Raw genomic sequence first — 14,998 nt, 5'->3', positions numbered from 1 at the left:
CGGCGTGGGACGATCGGCTCATGGACGTGCCTCCGAAAGATGTGCCTCCGAAACCGGCCCGGAGCCCGCTGCAGGCGGCACGGCCGGCCGCCGCCCGGCTGGCCGGCGTCGACGCGGCGCGCGGCGTGGCCCTGCTGGGCATGATGGCAACCCACCTGATGGCCACCTTCGGCCCCGACGCCGGGCGCACGCCCACCTGGGTGGGGCTGGTGTTTTCGGGTCGCTCGGCTGCACTGTTCGCGGTCCTGGCCGGCATCGGGCTGGCCCTGAGCACGGGGCGGCAACAGCCGCTGCGGGGTGCGGAACTGCGGGCCGCGCGGCGCGGGGTGGCCCTGCGGGCGGTGCCGATCGCGCTGGTGGGCCTCATCCTGGGCGGGCTCGAGGTGAACATTGCCATCATCCTGGTGCACTACGCCGTGCTGTTCGTGTGCATACTGCCCTTCCTCGGTCTCGGGACCAGGGCCCTCGCCGCCTGGGCCGCCGGGTGGACCCTCCTCTCCCCCGTGCTTGCCTTCGCGCTGCGACCCTGGTTCCTGTCCGCCGAGCCGCCCCTGCGCCTTGGCCACAACCCGGCCATGGAGGACCTCGAAACACCCGGCCCGCTCCTGGCGGACATCTTCCTCACCGGTTACTACCCGGTGCTGCAGTGGCTCTCGTACTTGCTGATCGGCCTGCTGATCGGGCGCCTCGACCTGACGGCGACGGCGGTGCGGATTCTGCTCCTGTGCGGCGGCGCGGTCCTGGCCGTCACGGCGAAAACACTGGGCACCGCGGCGATCCTGGACTGGGGCGGGCTGCAGGCCCTGGAGGAAAGCGTGGCCAATCCCGCCTTCCCGTTGACAAGCCACCTGCAAGTCAGCCTGACGGGCGTCGAGCAGAGCGGAACCTGGTGGTGGCTCGCGGCCGCGGCGCCCCACTCGGGGACCACGCTGGACCTGCTGCATACCGCCGGCTCGGCCGCCGCCGCCGTCGGCTTCTTCCTGCTGCTGGGCGGACTCCGCCGGCCGGGCAGGCGGGAGACAGCCCGTTGGCTGCTGCCGCTCAGCGGACCGGGGGCCATGACGCTGACGCTCTACACCCTGCACGTCTGGGCGGCATCCTGGTTCCACGAGCGGGAACTGCCCGGAGGGCTGAGCTCCGAGGGCCTGTACCAACTGCACGCGCTCTCGGCCGTGGCGATCGGCGGGCTTTTTGCCCTCTGGGGACGGCGCGGACCGCTGGAATGGCTGGCCCACCAGGCCGCCGTCCTGGGCCGCTACCGGCCTGCCGCGCGCGGTAGAGAGCCTAGGCGTCCGCGGCGGGGCGGGCGCGGAACAGCTTGACGGCGTCCCGCATGGAGGCGCGGGCACGCTTGCGGTCCCCGGCGGCGTCGTAGGCGCAGGCCAACCGGAACCAGGAGCGCCAGTCCTCCGGCGCCGATTCGGTTTCCACCCGGTACCTTTCGAATTCGGCGTCCGCGGCAGCGCGCACGATCCGGCCCCCGGGGGTTCGGGGCAGGCGGTCCTCCGGCAGGCCGCCCTCGGCCTCCAGGATCTTCGCCATTTGCTCCGTGCGGGCTCCGAACATGAGCTCGCGGATGAGGGCCCAGGCGCCCACCATCGGGAGCACGAGGTACGCCGCCCCGATCGCCTTGGCCATCAGGTTGGCGTCCCCGAGCAGCAGCAGGGAACGCTGGAGGGAAACCACGAGGTAGAGCACCAGCAGCAGGGTGATGGCGCCGACCCAGATCTTCGTGCGGTTCTTCTTGACCGCGGCCCACATTGCGTCCATGGCTTAGAGGCCGAGGTCCAGGTAGCCGTCCAGGCCCACCGTCAGGCCGGGGTGCGCGGCGACCTTGCGCAGGCCGAGCAGCACGCCGGGCATGAAGGAGGCACGGTCGAAGGAATCGTGGCGGATGGTCAGCTGCTCCCCCGGGCCGCCCAGCAGCACTTCCTGGTGGGCCACCAGGCCGCGCAGCCGGACGCTGTGGACGCGGACGCCGTCCACGTCACAGCCGCGGGCGCCGTCCAGGGAGGTCTCGGTGGCGTCCGGGCTGGCCGGCACGCCTGCCTGTTCGCGGGCCCCGGCGATCAGCTGGGCGGTGCGCACGGCGGTGCCGGAGGGCGCGTCCACCTTGTTGGGGTGGTGGAGTTCGATGATTTCCACGGACTCGAAGTATTGCGAGGCCTTGGCCGCGAAGGCGGAGGCGAGGACCGAGCCGAGGGCGAAGTTCGGGGCGATGAGGACACCGGATTCCGGGTTGCCGGCCAGCAGTTCGCGGAGGGCGGCCAGGCGGGCGGCGTCCCAGCCGGTGGTGCCGACGACCGCGTGCATGCCGTGTTCGACGGCGAAGCGCACGTTCGCTTCGGTGCTGTCCGGGACGGTGAGGTCCACGATGTACTTGGCGCCGGCGTCGAGCAGGGTCTGGAGGGAATCGTTGCGGCCCAGGGATGCGACGAGTTTCATGTCGGGGGCGGCTTCGACGGCCTTCACGGCTTCGATTCCCATGCGCCCGGAAGCGCCCAGCACGGCGACGGCAAGTTGTTCGGTCATGCGTTAACCCTACCGTCGGGCTGGGCCCCGCCTTGCACCGGTGACGGGGCTCCTGCAGCCCCGGCTACTCCCCGCCGGCGGGCTTTCCTACTCCCCGGCCCCGGGCCTTACTACTCCCCGGCGGCGGGCTTTCCTACTCCCCGGCCCCGACCCATTCGACGGTGCCGTCGCTGAAGAACTGTTCCTTCCAGATCGGGACCTGCTCCTTGATCCGGTCCACCAGTTCGGAGCACACCGCGAACGCCTGGCCCCGGTGCGCGGCGGACACCGCGCATACCAGCGCGGGGTCGCCGACCTCCAGCTTGCCGACACGGTGCGCGGCCCAGATCCTCACAGGCTGTTCCGCTTCACCGGCATGCTCGGCCACCAGGGTGGCGACGACGTCGGCCAGCACCTGGTGCGCCGTGGGGTGGGCGCTGTAAGTGAGCCGGTCAACGGCTTTGCCGCCGTCGTGGTTGCGGACGACGCCGCTGAAACTCACCACGGCGCCGGCGGTTTCCGAATCGACGGCCGCGATGGCCTGGTCCACGGAAATCGGCTCGGCGCTGAGCACGGCGTGGACCACTTCGAAGCTGCTATCAATGACCATGGCTTCCTTCCAATTGGTCGCATACGTGGGCGAGGACGGGGTCCAGGACGGCGAGCCCGTCCATGACACCCTTGGGGGAACCCGGCAGGTTCACGATGAAGGTGCGGCCGGCGGTTCCGGCGTGGCCGCGGCTGAGCATGGCCAGCGGAGTCTTCGCGGCACCGGCACGGCGCATCCCCTCCATGATGCCCGGGATTTCCCGGTCGAGCAGGGGCAGGGTGACCTCGGGGGTCCGGTCATCCGGGCTCAGGCCCGTCCCGCCGCTGGTGATGATGACGGACGGCTCCTGGGTCAGCAGGGCGCGGATCGCGGCGCCCACCGCTTCGCCGTCGGGCACCACCATGGCAGGGAAGGCCTCGAAGCCGTGCTCGGCCAGCCAGTCTTCGATCACCGGGCCGGTCTCGTCCCGGTAGATGCCCGCCGCTGCGCGGGTGGAGGCGATGACGACGCCGGCCTTCCGGGGGCCGTGCGCGCCGGGCTCGCAGCCGCTCACCGTGTGGTCTCCCCGGCCGGTGCCGCGCCGTCGAGGGTCCAGTCGCCGCTCTTGCCGCCGCTCTTCGCGAGCACCTGGATGCCGCTGATGACGGCGTGCTTGTCCACGGCCTTGATCATGTCGTAGACGCTCAGCGCCGCCACGGAGGCCGCGGTGAGGGCCTCCATTTCGACGCCGGTGACGCCACGGGTCTTGACGGTCGCCTGGATCTCAACCGATTCGCTGCCGAGCTCAAAGTCCACGGTGACCTTGGAAATCGGCAGCGGATGGCAGAGCGGGATGAGCTCGGGGGTCTTCTTCGCGGCCATAATCCCGGCGACGCGGGCCACGGCCAGGGCGTCGCCCTTGGGCAATTCCCCCGCCCCGAGCAGGGCCAGCACCTCGGGGGTGCTGCGGACGGTGGCGGTGGCGGTCGCTTCGCGGGTGGTCACTGCCTTGCCGGAGACGTCCACCATCTGTGCGGTACCGTCCTGGCGCAGGTGGGTCAGTCCGCCTGTGCTGTCTTTGCTGCCTCCGCTGTCCTGGCTACTTGTACCGCCGGGGGTGTATTGGGAATCACTCACAACATCCATACTTCCACTTCCGCGCCGGCTTCGAGTTCCGTGACGCCGACGGGGACGTGGACCAGGGCGTTGGCGTTGGCCAGGGCGTGGACCAGGTGCGATTCCGGGCCGCCCTCCAGTCTGACCCGGCCGTCCGGGAGCAGCCGTGCCCTGCGCAGTTGGTGCTTGCCCGCGGGCGAGCTGAGGCGTTCGGTCAGCCGGGCGCGGGGCGCGGGCCGGGACGCCGGCGTGCCCAGGACGGTGGTGAGTGCCGGCCGCAGGAACATCTCGAAGGACACCAGGCAGCTGACCGGGTTGCCCGGGAAGCCGAGGAACGGGACGCCGTCGAAGGTTCCGATGCCTTGCGGCCCGCCTGGCTGCATCGCCACGGACAGGAATTCCACCGGCTGCCCGGCCATCGCCTGCCGCACCACCTCGTAGGCTCCCTTGCTGACGCCGCCGGTGGTCACGATCAAGTCCGTGCCGGGCTCCCGGCCGCGCAGAAGCGCGAGCAGCGCGGCGGGGTCGTCGGAGGAGATGGCGGTGCGCGTGACCAGCAACCCGGCCTGGCGCATCGCAGCTTCGAGCAGGGTTCCGTTGGCGTCGTGGATCTTGCCCGGCGGCAGCGGACGGCCGGGTTCCACGACTTCGTCCCCGGTGGTCACCAGGAGCGCGTGCAGCGGCCTGCGGACCTCCACGTCGGTGATCCCGAGGGCGGCGAGCAGGCCGAGCTGCCCCGGTCCGAGGCTGGTCCCGGCGGCGAGCGCGCGGGTCCCGGCGGCGATGTCGCTGCCGGCCGCACGGACAAAAGTGCGCGCCGCCGTCGGGGGAAGCTCGACGATCGCGTCCGTGCCGGGCTTTGGGAAGCTGTCCGGCACCGCCCGCTCAATGGGCACGACGGCGTCCGCCCCGGCGGGCATCATCGCACCGGTCATGATCGGGGCGGTCGTGCCCGGGAGCAGTTCCTGAGGTGCCACGCCGGCGGGGATGGGGGCGACGACCCGCAACCGCGCGACGCCGGCTCCGGGACCGCCGTCGTCGGATCCGCCGTCGTCGGAACCCCTGCCGCCGTGCGGGAAATCGAGGGAGCGGACCGCGTAGCCATCCATCTGGGAGTTCGCGAAGGGTGGCAGGTGCCCGGGCGCCAGGACGTCGACGGCGAGCGCCCGGCCGAGCGCCTCCATCAGCGGGAGGATTTCGCTGCCCTTTGCCGCGGGCAGCCCGGCGAGGAGGCCGCGGACGGCGTCGGCGTGTTCGGCGACGGATCTGGGCACGGGGTACCTCCGGGGTTGGACGGGCAGTGCTGCCAGCCTACGGGATCAAGGCATCCGTCCCGCGGTGTCAGCCGGCTGTGACCGTTACGGTGTGGTAGCCGGTGGCGCCGTCGGGGGCCGGCGGCGTTCGTTGTTCGGGCTGCGGGGTGCCTCCGGAGTCGGTGGCCCGGACCTGGATCTCGTGCTGCCCGGGACCCAGGTCGAGGCCGCTCCGCCATTGCACCCAGGTGTCCTTGGAAATTCCCGGTGCCAGGTCCGCCTGCTGCCATGGTCCGCGGTCCACCCGCAGTTCCACCTTGGCGATTCCGCGGTGCTGGGCCCAGGCGACGCCGCCGAACTGCACCCTTCCGGGCGTGACCGTTGCCCCTGGCCGCGGGACATCGATGCGGGACTGGGTCTTGATGGGTCCGAGGGCGCTCCAGCCACGCGGGGTCCAGTAGCCGGCGTCGTCGGCGAAGCGGGTGACCTTCAGCTCGGTGAGCCACTTGGTGGCAGACACGTAGCCGTACAGGCCGGGCACGATCATCCGCACCGGGAAGCCGTGTTCCAGGGGCAGGGGTTCGCCGTTCATGCCGACGGCGAGCAGCGCATCCCGTCCGTCGGTGAGGGCCTCCAGTGGTGTGCCGGCGGTCCAGCCGTCACTGCTGACGGACAGCACCATGTCCGCGCCGTCCCTGGGGCCGGCCATCGCCAGGAGTTCCCGGACCGGCCAGCCGAGCCAGAGGGCGTTGCCGATCAGGTCTCCGCCCACCTCGTTGGAGACGCAGGCGATCGTGACGTGGCGGGCTGTCATCGGTTTGGCGAGCAATTCCGCAAAGTTGAGTTCGACTTCGCGTTCCACGAGGCCGGTCACCTTGAGTGTCCAGTCCTCCGGGCTGAGGGTTGGCACGATCAGTGCGGTGTCGATCCGGTAGAAGTCCGGATTCGGGGTGACAAGGGGCGATATCCCGGCAACGTCGAGCGCTGCGCCGGCGGGGATGGCCTGAGCGGTCGTTTTGGGGGCCGGCAGGGCCAGGGCACTACGGGCGGTGTCCGCGAGGCTGCCGGCGCGGCGGACGACGGCCGTCACGGCTCCGGCGACGGCGGCACCCGCCGCTCCGAGCCCAAGGGCCTGCAGGAAGCCGCGGCGGGCCAGGGGCGCGGCCTCCCCCGGCGTCCGGGAATCGCGGGGCGTCTTGGAATCGCCGGGCGTGCCGGACGGCCGGGCGGCGTCCACGGGGTTCCACAGGGCGAGCCGCCTGCTGAGGACGCGCAGCAGTCCGATGGCCAGCATGGCTGCGCCCACCGGGGCGAGCGCGGCGAGCTGGGCCGCCTGGGCACGGGTCACCACGGCCGCCAGTCCCGCGGCGCCCGCCAGCCCGGCGAGGACCAGCCCGGCCCCGGGCCTGCGGTCCTCGAGGATACCGGCGACGGCGGCGAGCACCAGGGTGACCAGGCCGATGGAGGCAATCAGCACGGCCTTGTCCGCGGTGCCGAACCAGGCAACGGCGAGGTCCTTGACCGCGGGCGGGACAACGTCGATCACGGCGCCGCCCAGGGCGGTGACGGGTGATACCCCGGGGCTCAGCAGGGCGGCGAGCAGTTCACCGAGAGCCACGCCGGATCCCACCGCGACCACCCCGGCCGCTGCGGACCAGCGGGTGCGTGCCGCGGCGGCGCGTTCCGAGAGGCGGGGTGCGGGGATCATGGCATGTCCTTCCTGGGTATTGCTCGGGCTGCGGCCGCAGGTCCGGTTCCGGCCGGCAGGCGCAGCTCGAAACAGCACCCGTCCCCGCGGTTCTCCGCGGAGACGGTGCCGCCGTGGGCTTTCACGATGCCGGCGACCATGCTCAAGCCGACCCCCGCACCGCTGAAACGCGAACCGCCCGCTTCCGTACCGCCGTCGTTCCGGCCGCGCGCGGGATCTTTCTGCCAGCCGGTTTCGAAAACGTGCGGCAAGTCCTCCTCGGCGATACCGCCGCAGCTGTCCTGGACCGTGACCACGAGGTCCGGTCCGTCCGCGGAGGCCGCGATGCGGACCGTGCTGTCCGGCCGGCTGTAGATGACCGCGTTGTGCAGGATGTTCCGCACCGCCCTGCCGAGGCTGGGCCCGTCGGCGACGGCGCTGCAATGGGCGACGCCGCCGCCGTCGAGCGTAATTCCGCGCCGCGCCGCCAGCGGCGCAAGGTCTGCGATGGCATCGCTGAGGAGGTCGTACAGATCGAGTTCCTCGGCCCGTAGCCGCAGGGTTCCGGCCTGGATCCGGGAGAGTTCCAGGAGGTCGTTGACCATGGCGGCCATCTGCTCGCTGTGGCTAATGATTTTGCGGTGGTAGGCGGAGGGGTCCTGGGCCATGCCGTCCTCCAGCGCTTCGGCCATGGCCCGCATGCCGGCCAAGGGTGTGCGGAGGTCGTGGGAGATCCAGGAGACCAGTTCCCGGCGGGCGTTCTCGACGGCGGCCTCCCGCTGCCGGGACTCCTCGAGCCTTACGCTGCTCTGCTCAAGTTCCCGGGCCAGCCGGGCCAGTTCCGAGTTCATCGCGGGGAGGCCGCGGCCAGGCGCTCCTGCGCCGGGCCGTCCGCCCGGCTCTCCCCCGCCGAGTTGCCGGGCGGCGGCGACCAGCCGGGACGCGTTGCGCGACACTCCAGCGCCGAGGACCAGGGCGATGCCGAGCGCGACGGCGGAGGCCACCGCGAGGATGTACCACATGACTTCCAGGTCCCGGGCGGAGATGAACATGGCGTTAAAGGCGCTGACCATGCCGGCCACGAGCACGGCCACGGTGGCCAGGATGACCAGGCAGATCTGCACCAGGATGGAGGCACGGCGCAAGTAACGCAGCAGCAGGATCGTCAGGGTGCCGATGGCCGCGGCCCAGAGCAGGACCCAGGCCAGGATGGTCAGCAGCTCAGCGCTCTCCACGGGAGGCCTCCGGCTCTGTGTCGCCCTGGTCAGCGGCGTCCGGCTCGCCAGCGCTATCCGGCGGGTCGAAACGGTAGCCCACGCCCCACACGGTTTTCAGGAGGCGCGGCGCAGTGGGGTCGTCCTCGATCTTTTCGCGCAGGCGCCGCACGTGGACCGTGACGGTGGAGAGGTCCCCGAAATCCCAGCCCCACACGGCCTTGATCAGCTCTTCACGGCTGAACACCTGCTTCGGCCGGCGCAGCAGGAAGGCCAGGAGGTCGAACTCGCGCAGGGTCAGGGCGAGCGGTTCGCCGTGGCGCAGCACGGTCCTGGCGCCCGGGTCCAGGACGAATCCCGCGGTTTCCACCGGCGGTTCGGGGCTGAATTCCTTGATGCTGCGGCGCAGCACGGATTTCACCCGGAGCACCAGTTCGCGGGGTGAGAAGGGCTTGGTGACGTAGTCGTCGGCGCCGGTTTCCAGGCCGAGGATGCGGTCGTCCTCCGTTCCGAGGGCGGTCACCATGATGACGGGCACGCTCATGGCCCGGCGCAGCCTGCGGCAGACCTCCACACCGTCCAATCCGGGAAGCATCCGGTCCAGCAGCACCAGGTCCGGCTGCCAGGCCGCGGCGAGGTCCAGTGCGCTGAAGCCGTCACCGGCGATCCGCACCTGGAATCCGGCCTGCACGAGGTAGTCGCGGACGACGCCGGCCAGTGTGGCCTCGTCCTCGACGACCAGGACGCGGCGGTTGCCCGGTTCCGCGGTGCCCGGTTCGCTGGTGCCCCGTGGGAAAGCCTTGTTCACCCTCCCAGCATAGATTTGTGCCCCGCGCGCGTAACCGTTCCGGGCGCCCGGGGAGCGATCCGTTGGTATTCCGTAAGAACCCGGCATTCCGTGACGCCTGGAGTGAAATGCGACACCATCCGGTGGGGAGGTTCCGGGTCACTTGGCGTAGCCTGAAAACATGAGTATTGGACTGGGAATGCCGCTGGTGCGCGCGGACGGGGACGCCGGCAATGGCGCCGTACCCCCGCCGCGCCCTAAAGGCATTCCGGCAGGTTTGTTTGACGTCCACGGGCGGCGGGCCACGGACATGCGGCTGTCGCTGACGGACAAGTGCAATCTCCGCTGTACCTACTGCATGCCGGCCGAAGGCCTGGAATGGCTGTCCAAGCAGGCAGTGATGACCGCGGAGGAGATCGTCCGGATCGTGCGGGTGGGCGTGCGCGGGCTCGGTGTGCGTGAACTGCGGCTCACCGGCGGCGAGCCGCTGGTCCGGGCCGATCTGGTGGACATCATCGCAGCCCTGCGCGCCGAGCACCCGGAACTGCCGATCTCGATGACCACCAACGGCGTCGGACTGGACAAGAAGGCAGCCGCCCTTAAGGCCGCGGGCCTGAGCCGGATCAACGTGTCCCTGGATTCCCTGCACGAGGAAACGTTCGCCCAGCTGACCCGCCGCCCGTTCCTGGACAAGGTGCTCGCCGGCGTCGAGGCTGCGTGGGAGGCCGGGCTGGGGCCGGTCAAGCTCAACGCGGTGCTGATGCGCGGGATCAACGACGCCGAAGCGCCCGGCCTGCTGGCCTGGGCACTGGAGCGCGGCTACGAGCTGCGCTTCATCGAACAGATGCCGCTGGACGCCGACCACGGCTGGACCCGGCGGAACATGATCACGGCCGCGGAAATCCGCGAGCTCCTTTCCCGCGACTTCGTGCTCGGCCCTGACCCCCGCGAACGCGACGGTGCGCCAGCCGAACGCTTTGAAGTACGACGCCGGGACGCCGCCACCGCCGGGCCCACCGGTCCCGTGCTGGGGACCGTGGGGATCATCGCCTCCGTGACGGAGCCGTTCTGCGCCGACTGCCGGCGCACCAGGATCACCGCGGAAGGCAAGATCATGAGCTGCCTGTTCTCGCACGAGGAATTCGACCTGCTGGGCCTGCTCCGCCAGGGCGCCGATGACGGGGAACTCGCCGCCCGTTGGCAGGACGCCATGTGGATCAAACCCAAGGCACACGGCATGGACCACACAGGTCTGGGCGCACCGGACTTCGTCCAGCCCGACCGCAGCATGAGCGCCATCGGAGGCTGAACTACCTTGCTCGTACGCTACTTCGCTGCCGCACGTTCCGCGGCCGGCGTCGAAGAAGAACACCACCACCTGCCCGCAGGCAGCAGCCTGACCGAATTGCTCGAGGCGCTGCTCGCCGTCGAACGCGCTGTACCCCCGGCCGGGACGCCTCCGCTGGAGCGGATCATCGCCCGCAGCAGCTTCCTGCGCAACGAAGTCGCCGTCCGCGACCGTTCGGCACCGCTGGGTGCTGACGACGTCGTCGACGTCCTCCCGCCGTTCGCGGGCGGATAGTCTTCCTCACGCCTTCCGGAAGCGGGCGTGCAGGAACCGGGTAAACTCCGGCGCGGTCCCCATGCGGAGGCTGCCGCTGTGGACCAGTTCCGCGCCGTCGAGCCGGAAGCTGTGGCGTGAGGTGCCGCGCGGGCTGTGCCGCTCCAGGGTGAGCGTGCCCCCGTGCCAGTGGCCGCGGGCGGGGGCTTCGGGCGGTTTGCCGATGCTGTCCACGTAGTACCAGAGGGTGTCACCGTGGTCCGGGTCCACCGTGAACACGCCGTGTCCTTCGAAGTGCGAGCCGTCGGCTTCCAGGTGCCGGTAGCTCTGTACGACGGCGTGGCCCCCGGCAGCCTTGGTGAAGACGAGCTCGGCCTCGACCGTGCGGGCAGGACCCGCCGGTGACGCAGCCAGCTCCGCGCTCCCCCGCCACCGGCCGAGGAACGCCTCCAGGGATTCAGCCGCGGACACGTGCCGCTGATCGCGCATGATGCCTCCGGCCCCATCTTCTGCCTGCCCGGCGGACATGTCCACCGTTCCGGGACGGACGTGTGCGCCGGAGCACAGGCTCAGAGGCCGAAGGTTTCGCTTTCCTCGAAAGGCCCCACCACGGTGACGGTGCGCGGCGAGGCGGCGAGCTCACGGGCCAGGTCCTGGACCTCGGCGGCGGTGACGGCCTTGATCCTGCTCAGGGTCTCGTCAATGTCCTGGAACTCGCCGGACACCAGCTCGGCCCGGCCCAGTCGTGACATCCGCGAACCGGTGTCCTCCAGGGCCAGGACGATCCCGCCGCTCAGCTGGCCCACGGCCTTGCTGAGTTCTTCGTCGGTGATGCCGTGGGCGGCGAGCTTGTCCAGCTCGGCGCCCAGCAGTTCCAGGACCTGCTTGACCTTCGACGGCGTGCAGCCTGCGTACATGCCGAAATAGCCGGCGTCGGCGTAGGAGGAGGCAAAGGAGTACGTGGAGTACACGAGGCCGCGCTTCTCCCGGATCTCCTGGAAGAGCCGCGAGGACATGCCCCCGCCCAGCACGGCGTTCAGGACGCTCATCACGAAGCGCCGCTCGTCGGTGGCCACCAGGGAGGGGCAGCCCATGATGATGTTGGCCTGCTCCACCGGTCGCTTAACCACATGCAGTCCGGCGGTTCCGGTGATCGACGCCCGTTCGGTGGAGCGGCGTTCCACCGGCGCGGCGCCTTCCTGCAGTTCCCACCCGGCGGCCCGCAGCGCCTCGGTCACGAGCCGGCAGACGACGTCGTGGTCCAGCCCGCCGGCGGCGGTGATGACCAGTTCGTCGGGACGGTAGTAGCGCCGGTAGTGTTCCCAGACCGAGTCCCGGGACACGCCCTTGATGGCGGCCGGGGTCCCGCCGATCGGCCGGCCCAGGGGGTGCACGCCGAGCACGGCGGCGACGAATTTTTCGTGGGCGACGTCGGTGGGGTCGTCGCTGTCCATGGCGATTTCCTCGAGGATGACGTCGCGTTCCTGCTCCAGCTCTGCCGGGTCCAGGACGGCGCCGGTGATCATGTCCGCGATGACGTCGATGGCCATGGGCAGGTCCGAGTCGAGGACCCGGGCGAAGTAGCAGGTGCTTTCCTTGGCAGTGGCCGCGTTGGATTCGCCGCCCACTTCGTCGAAGGCCGAGGCGATCTCCAGGGCCGTGCGCCGCTTGGTTCCCTTGAACAGCAGGTGTTCCAGGAAGTGGGTGGAGCCGTGCTGCCCTTCGGCCTCGTCGCGGGACCCCACGCCCACCCAGAAGCCGATGGTGGCCGAGCGCTGCCCGGGCATGGCCTCGGTCAGTACCCGCACCCCGCCGGGCAGCACCGAGCGCCGGACGACGGAGCCGCCCTCGGCGCCGTGGATCAGTTCGCCTCCGGGCAGGGTCTGCTCAAGCGGGAGAGGTACGACAGTCATCAAAGCCTTTCGGTTTGCGGGCGGGCCCGATCTGGCTGCCATGGTAGCAGCGGCAGGGGCAGCTTCCGCGTGGGTCCGGAGATATTGCGTCCGGGTTAAAAACGGCGCGGGGCCGGTGGACGTACCACCGGCCCCGCGGCCTGTGCCGGGAGTGCCTATTCGGCGGATTCCCCGGCGGGTGCTTCCTCGGCGGCCGTGCCTTCTTCCTCGGCCACAACCGGGGCGAGGGAGAGCTTGCCGCGGTCATCGATCTTGGTGATTTCCACCTGGACCTTCTGGCCGACGGAGACGACGTCCTCGACGTTGTCCACGCGCTTGCCGTTGGCCAGCTTGCGCAGCTCGGAGATGTGCAGCAGGCCGTCCTTGCCCGGGGTCAGGGAGACGAAGGCGCCGAAGGTGGTGGTCTTGACGACCGTGCCCAGGTAGCGCTCACCGATTTCCGGGACCTGCGGGTTGGCGATGGCGTTGATCGCGGACCGTGCTGCTTCGGCAGACGGACCGTTGGTGGCGCCGATGTAGACCGTGCCGTCGTCCTCGATGGAGATGTCGGCGCCGGTGTCTTCCTGGATCTGGTTGATCATCTTGCCCTTGGGACCGATGACCTCGCCGATCTTGTCCACCGGGATCTTGACGGCGATGACGCGCGGTGCGAACTCGGAGAGCTCGTCCGGGGTGTCGATCGCGGCGTTCAGGACGTCCAGGATGTGCAGGCGGGCTTCGCGGGCCTGCTTCAGGGCGGCGGCCAGGACGGAGGCCGGGATGCCGTCGAGCTTGGTGTCCAGCTGGATGGCCGTGACGAACTCGGAGGTACCGGCGACCTTGAAGTCCATGTCACCGAAGGCGTCTTCGGCGCCCAGGATGTCGGTCAGGGCGGCGTAGCGGGTCTGGCCGTCGACCTCGTCGGAAACGAGGCCCATGGCGATGCCGGCAACCGGAGCCTTCAGCGGCACACCGGCGTTGAGCAGCGACAGGGTGGAGGCACAGACGGAACCCATCGACGTCGAACCGTTGGAGCCGAGGGCCTCGGACACCTGGCGGATGGCGTAGGGGAATTCCTCGCGGCTGGGCAGCACCGGAACCAGGGCGCGCTCGGCGAGGGCGCCGTGGCCGATTTCGCGGCGCTTCGGGGAGCCGACGCGGCCGGTCTCGCCGGTGGAGTACGGCGGGAAGTTGTAGTTGTGCATGTAGCGCTTGGTCTTCTCCGGCGACAGGGAGTCGATCTGCTGCTCCATCTTGAGCATGTTCAGCGTGGTGACGCCCATGATCTGGGTTTCGCCGCGCTCGAAGATCGCGGAGCCGTGCACGCGGGGCAGGACCTCGACCTCGGCGGTGAGCTGGCGGATGTCCGTCAGGCCACGGCCGTCGATGCGGACCTGGTCCTTGAGGATGCGCTGGCGCACCACCTGCTTGGTGACGGAGCGGAACGCTGCGGAGAGTTCCTTCTCGCGGCCTTCGAAGTCGCCGGCGAGGGCTGCGAGGACCTCGTCCTTGAGCTCGTCGGAGGCGTTGTCGCGCTCCTGCTTGTCGGCGATCTGGAAGACGGCCGCGAGCTTGTCCTCGGCGGCGGCCTTGACGGCAGCGTAGACGTCGTCCTGGTAGTCCAGGAAGATCGGGAACTCGACCGTGGGCTTGGCGGCGCGGGCAGCCAGGTCGGCCTGGGCCTCGCACAGTGCCTTGATGAACGGCTTGGCGGCCTCGAGGCCTTCGGACACGACCTCTTCGGTGGGGGCGGTGGCGCCCTGTTCCTTGATGAGGTTCCAGGAGTTGTCCGTGGCTTCGGCTTCGACCATCATGATCGCGACGTCGTCACCGGCGATGCGGCCGGCAACCACCATGTCGAACACGGCGTTCTCAAGCTGGGAGTGCTTCGGGAAGGCAACCCACTGGCTGCCCTGCTCGTCAGCGATGAGGGCGACGCGGACGCCGCCGATCGGGCCGGAGAACGGCAGGCCGGAGAGCTGGGTGGAGATGGAGGAAGCGTTGATGGCCACCACGTCGTAGAGCTCGTCCGGGTTGATGGCCAGGACGGTGACGACGATCTGGACCTCGTTGCGCAGACCCTTGACGAAGGCCGGGCGCAGCGGGCGGTCCATGAGGCGGCAGGCCAGGATGGCCTCGGTGGACGGGCGGCCTTCACGGCGGAAGAACGAACCCGGGATGCGGCCGGCGGCGTACATGCGCTCTTCGACGTCCACGGTCAGCGGGAAGAAGTCGAAGCCTTCACGCGGGGACTTGCCGGCGGTGGTGGCGGACAGCAGGGCGGTGTCGTCGTCGATGTAGACCATCGCGGCGCCGGCGGCCTGCTTGGCGAGGCGGCCGGTTTCGAAGCGGATGACACGCTTGCCGAAGCGGCCGTTGTCGATGATGGCTTCGGAGAACTGGATTTCGGGACCCTCCATTGAGAGTCACCTCCGTTTCTTGATAGCG

The 14,998-nt window shown here is 70.2% G+C and carries 15 protein-coding genes; 3 read left to right on the top strand and 12 right to left on the bottom strand.

All coding sequences use genetic code 11. The annotated features are described in order from the left end of the window. Positions 1–26: 26 nt before the first annotated feature. Positions 27–1,322, top strand: a complete 1,296-nt coding sequence (locus BLP88_RS11100) for a heparan-alpha-glucosaminide N-acetyltransferase domain-containing protein (protein WP_373366897.1) — start codon at positions 27–29, stop codon at positions 1,320–1,322. Here the strand turns inward: BLP88_RS11100 and BLP88_RS11095 are convergent. The 9 genes from BLP88_RS11095 to BLP88_RS11055 form a co-directional block, all read right to left on the bottom strand. After that, positions 1,285–1,770 carry a hypothetical protein gene (locus tag BLP88_RS11095; RefSeq protein ID WP_074589186.1) on the bottom strand — a complete coding sequence of 162 codons (486 nt, stop codon included), beginning with the start codon at positions 1,768–1,770 and terminating at the stop codon, positions 1,285–1,287. The genes BLP88_RS11100 and BLP88_RS11095 overlap by 38 nt on opposite strands. Before the next feature lie 3 nt (positions 1,771–1,773). Then, complete coding sequence (gene dapB / locus BLP88_RS11090) at positions 1,774–2,532, bottom strand: 4-hydroxy-tetrahydrodipicolinate reductase (RefSeq protein ID WP_074589185.1); 759 nt, start codon at positions 2,530–2,532, stop codon at positions 1,774–1,776. A 133-nt stretch (positions 2,533–2,665) separates the two neighbouring features. Continuing rightward, on the bottom strand, positions 2,666–3,121 hold the full coding sequence (locus BLP88_RS11085) for a molybdenum cofactor biosynthesis protein MoaE (RefSeq protein ID WP_074589183.1): 456 nt from the start codon (positions 3,119–3,121) through the stop codon (positions 2,666–2,668). Continuing rightward, a complete protein-coding gene (locus BLP88_RS11080) occupies positions 3,111–3,614 on the bottom strand; it encodes a MogA/MoaB family molybdenum cofactor biosynthesis protein (RefSeq protein ID WP_074589181.1) in 504 nt (167 codons plus the stop codon). Before BLP88_RS11080 ends, BLP88_RS11085 begins: the two co-directional genes overlap by 11 nt. Next, positions 3,611–4,186, bottom strand: a complete 576-nt coding sequence (gene moaC, locus BLP88_RS11075) for a cyclic pyranopterin monophosphate synthase MoaC (protein WP_074589179.1) — start codon at positions 4,184–4,186, stop codon at positions 3,611–3,613. The genes BLP88_RS11080 and moaC overlap by 4 nt, the downstream gene beginning before the upstream one ends. Continuing rightward, complete coding sequence (locus BLP88_RS11070; RefSeq protein WP_074589178.1) at positions 4,174–5,430, bottom strand: molybdopterin molybdotransferase MoeA; 1,257 nt, start codon at positions 5,428–5,430, stop codon at positions 4,174–4,176. The genes moaC and BLP88_RS11070 overlap by 13 nt, the downstream gene beginning before the upstream one ends. Positions 5,431–5,497: 67 nt before the next feature. Next, entirely contained in the window at positions 5,498–7,117 is a 1,620-nt protein-coding gene (locus BLP88_RS11065) for a molybdopterin-dependent oxidoreductase (RefSeq protein ID WP_074589176.1), read from the bottom strand. Continuing rightward, positions 7,114–8,331, bottom strand: coding sequence for a sensor histidine kinase (locus BLP88_RS11060; protein WP_074589174.1), 1,218 nt, complete (start codon positions 8,329–8,331; stop codon positions 7,114–7,116). Before BLP88_RS11060 ends, BLP88_RS11065 begins: the two co-directional genes overlap by 4 nt. Further along, on the bottom strand, positions 8,318–9,118 hold the full coding sequence (locus tag BLP88_RS11055; RefSeq protein WP_074589173.1) for a response regulator transcription factor: 801 nt from the start codon (positions 9,116–9,118) through the stop codon (positions 8,318–8,320). The genes BLP88_RS11060 and BLP88_RS11055 overlap by 14 nt, the downstream gene beginning before the upstream one ends. Positions 9,119–9,278: 160 nt before the next feature. Between BLP88_RS11055 and moaA the strand changes: the two genes are divergently transcribed. Both moaA and BLP88_RS11045 read left to right on the top strand, forming a co-directional pair. Continuing rightward, positions 9,279–10,406, top strand: a complete 1,128-nt coding sequence (gene moaA / locus BLP88_RS11050; protein ID WP_139163363.1) for a GTP 3',8-cyclase MoaA — start codon at positions 9,279–9,281, stop codon at positions 10,404–10,406. A 6-nt stretch (positions 10,407–10,412) separates the two neighbouring features. Continuing rightward, a complete protein-coding gene (locus BLP88_RS11045) occupies positions 10,413–10,679 on the top strand; it encodes a MoaD/ThiS family protein (protein WP_074589170.1) in 267 nt (88 codons plus the stop codon). Between the two features lie 6 nt (positions 10,680–10,685). Here the strand turns inward: BLP88_RS11045 and BLP88_RS11040 are convergent, their stop codons facing one another. The 3 genes from BLP88_RS11040 to BLP88_RS11030 form a co-directional block, all read right to left on the bottom strand. Beyond that, the gene (locus BLP88_RS11040; RefSeq protein WP_074589295.1) at positions 10,686–11,147 is read right to left on the bottom strand and encodes a DUF1579 family protein; all 462 of its coding nucleotides are present in this window, start codon (positions 11,145–11,147) and stop codon (positions 10,686–10,688) included. Between the two features lie 80 nt (positions 11,148–11,227). Next, positions 11,228–12,571 carry a M16 family metallopeptidase gene (locus BLP88_RS11035; protein ID WP_074589168.1) on the bottom strand — a complete coding sequence of 448 codons (1,344 nt, stop codon included), beginning with the start codon at positions 12,569–12,571 and terminating at the stop codon, positions 11,228–11,230. A gap of 155 nt (positions 12,572–12,726) precedes the next feature. After that, the gene (locus tag BLP88_RS11030; RefSeq protein WP_074589166.1) at positions 12,727–14,970 is read right to left on the bottom strand and encodes a polyribonucleotide nucleotidyltransferase; all 2,244 of its coding nucleotides are present in this window, start codon (positions 14,968–14,970) and stop codon (positions 12,727–12,729) included. Positions 14,971–14,998 lie beyond the last annotated feature (28 nt).

Origin of the sequence: Arthrobacter cupressi, from assembly GCF_900099975.1 — a bacterium.
Classification (GTDB): domain Bacteria; phylum Actinomycetota; class Actinomycetes; order Actinomycetales; family Micrococcaceae; genus Arthrobacter; species Arthrobacter cupressi.
This window is presented reverse-complemented; position numbering and strand designations above follow the sequence as displayed.